This is a genomic window from Mycobacterium sp. E802, assembly GCF_001666875.1.
In the GTDB taxonomy this organism is placed as follows: Bacteria; Actinomycetota; Actinomycetes; order Mycobacteriales; family Mycobacteriaceae; genus Mycobacterium.
In genome coordinates, this window is record NZ_LZJD01000012.1 from 44,714 (window position 1) to 53,743 (window position 9,030).

General features: G+C 67.4%; 8 protein-coding genes. 4 read left to right on the plus strand and 4 right to left on the minus strand.

The genetic code is table 11. From position 1 onward, the window contains the following. Nucleotides 1-5 precede the first annotated feature (5 nt). The 4 genes from A5699_RS02125 to A5699_RS02140 all read left to right on the plus strand — a co-directional run bounded on the left by A5699_RS02125 (nucleotide 6) and on the right by A5699_RS02140 (nucleotide 2,954). Entirely contained in the window at nucleotides 6-935 is a 930-nt protein-coding gene (locus A5699_RS02125; protein ID WP_067764664.1) for an LLM class F420-dependent oxidoreductase, read from the plus strand. A 39-nt stretch (nucleotides 936-974) separates the two neighbouring features. Further along, nucleotides 975-1,457: a hypothetical protein gene (locus A5699_RS28910; RefSeq protein ID WP_157561044.1), complete on the plus strand. Its 483-nt coding sequence runs from the start codon at nucleotides 975-977 to the stop codon at nucleotides 1,455-1,457. A 19-nt stretch (nucleotides 1,458-1,476) separates the two neighbouring features. After that, nucleotides 1,477-1,941 (plus strand): hypothetical protein, encoded by a 465-nt coding sequence (locus A5699_RS02135; protein WP_067764669.1) that lies wholly within the window; start codon nucleotides 1,477-1,479, stop codon nucleotides 1,939-1,941. A 77-nt stretch (nucleotides 1,942-2,018) separates the two neighbouring features. Then, nucleotides 2,019-2,954, plus strand: coding sequence for a type IV toxin-antitoxin system AbiEi family antitoxin domain-containing protein (locus A5699_RS02140; RefSeq protein WP_067764672.1), 936 nt, complete (start codon nucleotides 2,019-2,021; stop codon nucleotides 2,952-2,954). 58 nt (nucleotides 2,955-3,012) lie between these two features. Here the strand turns inward: A5699_RS02140 and A5699_RS02145 are convergent, their stop codons facing one another. From A5699_RS02145 to A5699_RS02160, 4 genes are all read right to left on the minus strand, one after another. Further along, the gene (locus A5699_RS02145) at nucleotides 3,013-4,800 is read right to left on the minus strand and encodes an Hsp70 family protein (RefSeq protein WP_067764675.1); all 1,788 of its coding nucleotides are present in this window, start codon (nucleotides 4,798-4,800) and stop codon (nucleotides 3,013-3,015) included. A 30-nt stretch (nucleotides 4,801-4,830) separates the two neighbouring features. Then, nucleotides 4,831-6,321: a dynamin-like GTPase family protein gene (locus A5699_RS02150; protein ID WP_067764678.1), complete on the minus strand. Its 1,491-nt coding sequence runs from the start codon at nucleotides 6,319-6,321 to the stop codon at nucleotides 4,831-4,833. A 42-nt stretch (nucleotides 6,322-6,363) separates the two neighbouring features. Beyond that, nucleotides 6,364-8,193 (minus strand): isoniazid-induced dynamin-like GTPase IniA, encoded by a 1,830-nt coding sequence (gene iniA, locus A5699_RS02155; RefSeq protein WP_067764681.1) that lies wholly within the window; start codon nucleotides 8,191-8,193, stop codon nucleotides 6,364-6,366. Nucleotides 8,194-8,286: 93 nt separating this feature from the next. Continuing rightward, a partial coding sequence (locus A5699_RS02160; RefSeq protein WP_067764684.1) for a hypothetical protein occupies nucleotides 8,287-9,030 on the minus strand: 744 nt, incomplete at its 5' end.

Below are 9,030 nucleotides of genomic sequence, written 5' to 3' on the forward strand. Positions count from 1 at the left end.
CGTCCGTGGATTTCCGTGTATTCGTCGAACCCCAGCAAGGCGCTACCTACTCTGACCAGCTCGCGGTGGCCCGCGCCGCTGAAGCCCTCGGATACTCGGCGTTCTTCAGGTCTGACCACTACCTGGCGATGAGCGGTGACGGCCTGCCCGGACCGACGGATTCCTGGGTGACGCTGGCCGGACTCGCACGCGAGACCTCGACGATCCGACTGGGCACCATGGTCACCTCGGCCACGTTCCGTCATCCAGGCCCGCTGGCCATCTCGGTGGCACAGGTCGACGAGATGAGTGGTGGCCGTGTCGAATTGGGTCTCGGCGCGGGCTGGTTCGAGGCCGAGCACCAGGCCTACGCCATCCCGTTCCCGCCGCTGGGTGAGCGTTTCGACCGGCTCGAAGAGCAGCTGCGCATCCTCACCGGCCTGTGGGGTACGCCGGTCGGCGAAACCTTCGACTTCACCGGCAGGCACTACTCCGTCGTAGACTCCCCGGCGCTGCCCAAGCCCGCACAGTCATCTCTGCCGATCGTCATCGGCGGGATGGGCGCCAAACGCACCCCCGCGCTGGCTGCGGAGTTCGCGTCGGAGTTCAACGTGCCGTTCGTGCCGCTGGACACCCTGAAAACCCAGTTCACGCGAGTGGCCGACGCGGTGACCGCAGCGGGACGAGCCGCGGACGCCGTGACCTACTCGGCGGCCTTCGTGCTGTGTGCAGGCAGCGACGAGGCGCAGATCGCCAAGCGGGCCGCCGCGATCAACCGCGAGGTCGACGAGCTGCGCAGCAATTCGCCCCTGGTCGGCACACCCGCCGAGATAGTCGACAAGCTGGGACCGTTCCTGGAGGCCGGTGTGCAGCGGGTCTACCTGCAAATGCTCGACCAGTCCGATCTGGATCATCTCGAGTTCTTCGCCGGTGAAGTCATCCGTCAGTTGAGCTGACCGAAGCCCGCTTCAGGGCCGGGCATAGTATCGGTGCCCGTGGCCGGTGACGAGGACGATCAGGGGCAGTCTCCCGAGGCGCCCTGGCATCACTCGACGCCCGCAGTCGCGGGGGCCAGCGCTGCCGCGCTGGCCGTGATCGGCTTGGTGTTGTGGGCGGTGATCTCGTTGACCAGCTCCGGAGGGCCCGAGGACGCTCCGATTGATTTCGTCCCGCCCGCCTATACGTCGACCTCGAAGACCACGAAGTCCACCACGACCCGGACCACCACCTCCCGCCTGCCGGTGACCACCGAGTTCGGCGTGCCGTCCGATACCACGACCACCTCGCCGTCGGAGACGACCGAGACCTCGCCCACCACGTCGTCGGAGACCACCACGACGACAACGACGACGACCACCACGACAACGACCACGCCGTCGTACACGTCGCCGGGCGCCGACTATGGGGAGTACCCCACGACGCACTACCGGCCGCGTACCAACGTGACACGCACGCTGTATCCCCCGCCAGGCGGCTGACCCCGCCTACCATCGGCGCGTGTCGAACTATTACGACGACGACGAGCCCACCCAGTACGCGCCCAGCTACGGCGAGTATTCCGAGGCGCCCGCGCCGCCCGCTCCCGAGCCCGTCCCGTGGTACCGCAAGCCCGTCGCGCTGATCGGCATGGGCGCTGCGGGTGCAGTCATCGCGGCGCTGGTCATCTATGCCCTGGTGCAGCTGTTCTCGTCCGATTCCTCGTCGACGACGACTACCCCCACGTCGACTACGGCAACCACCACCACATCGGTCGCCACCTCGGCCCCGGTGGTTCCGGCGCCGACTCACACGGTCACCGAGACGGTCGTACCGACCACCACGGTCGAGGAAACCACCGCCACGACCACAACCACTGAGCCCGTCACGACGACCGAGACCACGACCACGACGACGGCCCCGACGACGACAACCACCACTGCGCCGGTGACGACGACAACGCCGCCGCCCGCGGGCAACCCCTGACTGGCTCGGCGGGGTTTATCCACAGGTCGTCGAAATGATTCTGGCCGCCGTAGCGACCGTCCACGAGTATCGGGTTGGTGGACGTCGGTGAAATTCTTCGGCAGCAGGATGGGGTCATCTCGCGTCGGCAGGCGTTGGACGCCGGCCTGCGGGAGCACGAGATCCGGCGATTGCTCCGACGCAATGAGTGGGCCCGGGTCCACACGGGCGTATACGTCGACCACACCGGGCCGCCGACGTGGCGGCAACGTGCTTGGGCCGCAGTGCTTTACGCGGCTCCGGCTGCATTGTGCTTCGAATCTGCCCTTGGACCCGACGCCCTGCCCATCCATGTCGCCGTCGCGCAACAGCGGCCGATGTTGGCTGAACCGGCGGGAGTCTGCATTCACCACCTGGTGAACCTAGAAGAGCGGGTGTTGTGGAACGTCAGCCCACCGCGGATGCGTTACGACGAAGCCGTGCTCGACGTCGCGTGCCGCGCCGCGTCCGAACTCGATGCCATCGCGGTCCTGGCCAATGCCTGCCAATCGCGGCGAACCACTGCCCATCGGTTGCTGCAAGTGCTCGATTCACGGTCACGGGTCCGCCGTCGCCGGTGGTTACGTTCGGTGTTGGTCGATATCGGCGACGGCACCTGCTCAGTGCTCGAGCACGGCTATCTCGTTCGCGTCGAGCGGCCGCACGGTCTACCCCGGGCCAAGCGCCAGAAGCGGGCAGCATCGTCCGTCGGCGTCTGCTACCGCGACACTGAGTACGGCGAACGGCTCATCGTCGAGCTCGACGGCCGGTTGCATCACGATTCAGCGACCAGTCGGGATGCCGACTTCGAGCGAGATCTCGACGCCGCAGTCGACGGCCGTTCAACCGTCCGGCTCTCGTATGGGCAAGTCTTTGACCGGCCATGCCGAACCGCGAGCAAGATCGCTCAGGTGCTGCAACAGCACGGGATCGCAGTGGCCGGCCATCCGTGTGGGCCGAGCTGTGAGTTCGCTCGGCTCGACCGCGCCGCATAGTTATCAACACCTCGGATTTCAGTCAATATCAAGCAGTAATCCGAGATTTGAGTGTGGCTCACGGCGAGGGCGCAGACGATGTGGGTGTGGGCTCGGGCGCTGAGGTGGGTTCCGGCGAGTGCGTGGGCTCCGGCGTATGCGTCGGCTGAGGTGTGGGCTCCTGTGTCGGCTCGGGCGTCGGCTCAGGCGTCGGCTCAGGCGTCGGCGACGGGCTGGGCGAAGGGGCCGGCGACGGACTGGGTGACGGTGACGGGCTCGGCGGCGTGAACGTCGGGATCGGCAACTGCGGCAGTGTGACAGGCGGAAACACCAACGGCGGCACGGGAATTTGTGGCAAAGCCACCGGCGGTGCGGGCAACGGCGCGGGCGCAGGAGCGGCCGGCAGCGGCGCCTGCGGCGCGGGAGCCACTCGCTGCGGAGCAGGTGGACTCTGCGCGCTCTGCACCATCCGTGGCGCGGCCGCCGGGCGAGGAGCAGCAGCCGGAGCGCCGGCCTTGGGCCCCGGCCACGACGGATCACGCACCACCACGGTCCGGGTCGGCGGTGCGGGCGCGGCCTGGGCCAACGGAGACTCGGCCGGAACTGTTTGCGGTCCCAGAAGTCCGGAAACCGCGGTGTCGAGGCGATCGGCGCGCGCCGACAACACCATGCCAACAGTGCCGACCACGGCCAGGAACACCGCTGCATAGGTCACCACGCCGCCACGCCGGTACCAGGCAAGACGCGCGGGGGCGGGCGCCATGGGCGGTTCGGAGAACACGAACTCCGGCCGGGCCGAATCCTCGGTCACCGATTCGGGAATGAACTCGGCGACCTCAGCCGCCGAGTCCTCGACTGACCAGGCCAGCGCGGACGCGGCCACCGTCGCCGTCTCTGTCACCGGGACCGATGCAGGACCAACCGCCACCTGCGTTGCCGTCTCGTCGGCGCCGCGACGGGCCAGCAGCGCGGCACCGACCGCCGCGATCACCTGGACCTGCGGCACGGTGGTGACCGGAATTCGAAAAGCGGATGAAAGTCGTTGTGTGACAAGGGGTATCCTCGCCCCGCCACCAACGGTCACCAAGGCGGCGAGCCGCGATGGGTGAATACCGTTGCGGCGCAGCAAGTCGAAGAGTGCCTCGATCACGCCGCCGAAGGACTGGTCCACCACCGCGTCCAGTTCGGCGCGGGTGAGCCGGATTGCGCCGCTCGGACCGGCCAGGCTGGTGGCACTCTCATCGCTGAGCCGTTCCTTGGCGGCGCGGCACTGCTCACGCAGATGAACCAACGTAGCCACCGCGGCCGTCCCGGCCGGTTCGGCCTCAAGGTTGCGCAGAACGTGCCGCAGCACTTCCTGGTCGATCAGGTCGCCGGAGAACTCGTCAAACCGCACGGTCTGTCCGATGGTGACGAACCCGGCCGACGCGTCGGCAAGGGTCAGGCTGGTGCCGGAGGCACCGAAATCGCAGAGGGCGACGACACCGCGGGCCGGCAGACCGGGATGAGACTGGATGGCCGTCAGCGCCGCAACCGAATCAGGAACCACCCGGACCCCGGGCAGCACCCCACGCAGCGCATCGAATGCCACCGGGCTCCAATGTGCGGGCACCGCCACCACCGACACGTCGGGACGACGTGCAGGGCTGGCCTCGCGGGTCAACATTTCGATCGCCTCGGCCAACAACCGCTCGGCCCGATGCGTCGAACCATCGGCCGCGATCAGCGGCACCGGGTCACCCACCCGTCCGAGGAAGTCGGTGAACGCCAACCCGTTGGGCAGCACCGCCGGACGCACGAGCGGTGCCTGGTCGGCGACGCCCACCAATGTGGTCGTCCCGACGGACAACCCCAGGCAATCACGCATACCTGTATGTCGGCGGCGAGCGGAGATTCGTTAGTGACGGGACGAGTACGCGGCGACCAGCGCCTCCGCACTGCGCACCGCGGCGCGGCAGGCCCGCGTGGTGAACGGGTCGTTGAGGGGATGATCGGCGCGTCGCCGCCAGCGTTGCGCGGCGGCGAAGGCGGCCCGTGGCCCGTCGAATGGTGCGTCGGGCTGCAACCCGAGCCGGCTGGCCGCATCGGTGCCCGCGCCGCCGATGATGCGCCGCAACGAAGCCATCTCGTCGTCGTTCAAGGTGGTGGGCCGCGAGCGCAGCAGGCTGAGCAGCCGCAGCTCTTCGAAGGCATGCGTGTCGGCGAGCAGCGGGTCGATGTCGGCGAGGATGTAAGGCGTCGCGTAGATCGGATTGTGCTGGACGAACTGTCGCAGCGACAGCAGCGCGGTGTGCGCCTTGAGCAGCTCCGACCGTTGCGCGAACTGCTGGTCGATCACGTCGCGCAGTGCGATCAGGCCACTGCGCTCCAGCAGCTCGTCGGCCAGCGCGACGGAGTCGGACACCCCGGCATGCAACACCGCGATCGAGATCCGGATGCCGAACATGCCGAACCGGTCCAGCAGCGCCGCGCGGGTGGCCGCGTCCACCGGCAGCGCCGGGTCTTCTCGAACGAACCGATCCACCGACAGCATCGCCTTCGTCAACACAGCAGGCTCGACCGAGGCGAGCTTCTGCAACGCCACGAACTCGCTCTGACGCAGGGTGCGGGCGGTGAGGGCCAACAGCCCGGACACCGGGACGACGGCCTGGCAGATGCCGGTCTTGTCCATCTCCTCGGTGAACCGTTTGGCCACGTCCTTGGCCGACATCATGGCGTCGATGCGCCCGGCGCCGATCTCGTCGGCCCGCGAGGCCACCCCGATGACGCCGAGCGCGCCCGAAGACCCGCCGACGAGTTCGCCGATCTGTTTGAGCAGGGCGATGTCGGCGGCATTGAGGGTGCGCAGCAGGAACACCACAGCATCGACGCGGGGCACACCGTCTTCGGGAACCAGCAGCCGGTGGGTGCGCAGGGAGACGTCGCGCGACAGCGACGAGGTGCCCGGGGTGTCGATGATCGTGCTGTCGATGAGCTCGGCGGCCGGCCACTCCACATCGAGGTCCACCACGTCATCGGGGTCGAGTCCGGCGAAGCTGAACGTCAGGCCTCTGTCGTTGGGGTCCCGCGCGATCGGCACGTTCGACCGGCGGCCGCCGCGGTGGTTGGCGGTGACCTTCGGGGTGGGCCCGTGCCGGAACCAGGTGACGATGCGCGTGGCCTCGGTGGCGTCGGTGGGCGCGATGTCCTCTCCCACCAAGGCGTTGACGAGCGTGGACTTGCCGGCCTTGAGCGTGCCGGCCAGGGCGATGCGGATCGGTTGGTTGAGCCGACGCCCGATGCGGTCGAGCTCGTTGTGCACGTCGGGCCGATGGCGATAGGCCGGGTCACCCCGGTACGCCTTGATGGTGCCGCCCAGAATCGAGCGCACCTGATCGGCCGTGCTCACGCTGCGGGGTCCAACCTTTCGACGCCAGTTAACCCTTCGAGCTTAGTTGCCCGCTACGGCCAGTTTCCGGGCGTGGTCGACGACCTGGGTCAGGATGTTCTTCTGACGCTCCAGCTCGCGGACTCGGGTGGCCCGTTCGGCCTCTTCGGTCTTGGCGGCGGCGAGGGTGGCCTGCAGTGACTCGTTGAGGGAGCGGGTGGTCTGGTTGGCGATCTCGCGGTAGTGGTCGCGCAGTTGACGCTGGATGCCCTTGAGCCGGTCCCGTGATTCCTTGCCGACCACAAACGCGACGTCGTCGACGAATTTCCGCATGTTGGCCTTGGCCTCACTGCGCACCCGCAGCATGCGGTTCTCCATGTCCTCCTTGTAGGCCTTGCGGCCCAGCACCAGACCCGCGCCGAGCGACAGGGGGTTGAACATGCCGAGCCCGGCGAACGAGGTGAGCATGCCGAACATCAGCACGCCACCGTAGGACCCGCGCATACCGGTGATCACCTTGTGCCCGGCCTTGATCGGTTTGGCCTCCAACCGGGCCAGCGATTTCATCTCACCGAATCCGGCCCCCATGTCTCTGGCGTCGATCTGCGGCAATTGCACGGCCTCCAAACCGGCTTCGGTGAAGGTGCGGGCCACCTCGGCCGCCAATGCCTCGGCGCGTTGATAGGCCCAGACGAAGTTGTCGCCGACCGCGGTGGCCACGGCCTCTTCGAGTTCCGAACCGATCTCGGCCCAGTGCAAGGTCGGGTCGCCGGAGTCGATCACCTTTTCGGCGTGGGTGGTGATGTTACGGAACCGGTGGCGCAGATCGTGATCGACGTCAGCGGTCAGATCGGCGATACCGTCGTTGAGCACCTGCTGCCACAAGGCGGTCTGCTGCAACGCATCCTGGGCTTCTTGCTTACGCCGCTCCAAGTCGGCGGTGAGCCGCTCGCGTTCATTCGGGTCGGTGAACGCCGACAGCTCCGAGTTCACAGCTAGAAGAAGATGCTCTGCTGCCGAATGGATTTCGGCCACCACCTGGTCGCGGATGCGGTCGGTCTCACGGCTCAACACCCGATCGGACAGGAACTTCACGATGGCCGGGAAGTTCGACTCTTCGTTGAGCTCCTTGTCATTGAGCTGGATCGCATGGCTGCGCAGCACACTGGAGACGGGAGTGACTGGGGTCGAAATACCGGCCCGCTGCAGATGCGCGGTGTTGGCCCCGACGATCTGGCGCCAATGCGGATACAGGTCGGTCTTGGTCGCGACAATCGTTGCCAGTGGGCAGATCTCGATCGCCTGGCGGATGAAGGTCATTTCCGGTTCGGTGAATTCCTGGCTGGTGTCGCTGACCATCAACAGCGCATCGGCGTCGGGCAGCAGACCCAGGGTGGCCGAAAGATGCGGCTGGCCATGGCCGCCCACTCCGGGGGTGTCGACGAATGCCAACCCGCCCTTGAGCAGTGGGCTGGGCGCGGTCACCTCGACTCGCAGCACCTCACGACCGCCGGCCTGCGGGGCGCGACGCAGATCGTTGGTCACCTCAGACGGCGGGATCTCGACGAGTTCCGGTTCGGCACCGTCGGGCCGCGCCACCACGAGCCGGGCCGACGGCTGTTCGCCGTAGGCGACGACGGTGGCCAGCACGGTGGATTCGTCATCGCCGACGCGGGCCACCGGAATGTTGAGCAGCGAGTTGAGCAGTTGGCTCTTACCCTGCTTGAGCTGGCCGGCGATCACCACCCGGATCTGTGGGTCACTGATGCGCACCTTGGCCACGCGCAGGCGCTCCACCAGATCGCCGCGGTCGTAGGTGGCGGCGATCGTGCTGGTGTGGTCGATGAGTTCGACGATCACCTTGACCTTGCGCGGGTCTGCGGGCTGCGTCATGGAAATCCCTCCTGCCGGGCTCAACGGTAGGCGCGCCAATGGGACGGGGACCACCCGCGTAACGGATGGCCCCCGTCCCTGGGGCGAATCGGATCAGAAGGCGTCGAGCCCGGTGTCGATCGGGTTGTGCGACGCGACATCGGTGTGCGACTGGGATTCGTAGCTGTTGCCCGAGCCCAGCGCCGAGCTGGTGTCGTTGTGCGACCCGAAGGACGTGTCGTTGTGGGACAGGGTGTCGTTGTTCGACGCGAACGCGGTGTCGTTGCCGGAGCCGATGTTGGACGTGTAGCTCGACGAATTGTCCTCGACGCTGTGGGTGGTCTCGGTCTGCACCGAGGTGTTCACCGAGTTGTCCTGGGTGTTGCGGCTGCCGTAGTCACCGTCGACCGTGGTCTGGTTGCCGCCGACCGCGTGGGTCGAGGCATCGGTCAGGATGATCGAACCGGCATTGCCGCCGTCGCCACCGGACGCGCCACCGCTGCCGATACCGATCAGGCTGTCACCACCGGAGGCACCGCCACCGTGGCCGCCGCTCATGTCGACGTCACTGATCACCGGGCCATCGTTGCCGGAGATCAGGTCACCGCCGGCGTGCTGCGAGTTGTCCTCGATGGCGTTGTCCTTACCGACCGCGACATGCGAGCCGGAGCCGGCCCAGATGTCACCGTTGTTCATGGTGTTGCCGTCACCCAGCACCGCCCCGTCACCGCTGACGATGTCGCCCTTGTTCTCGCCGTCGACCACCACGCCGCCGTTGGTGGCGGTGTTGGTGCTCTTGTCGCCGAGGGTGATGTCACCGAACCCGAGGTTGAACGCGCCCTGCTGGGCGTTGGCGCC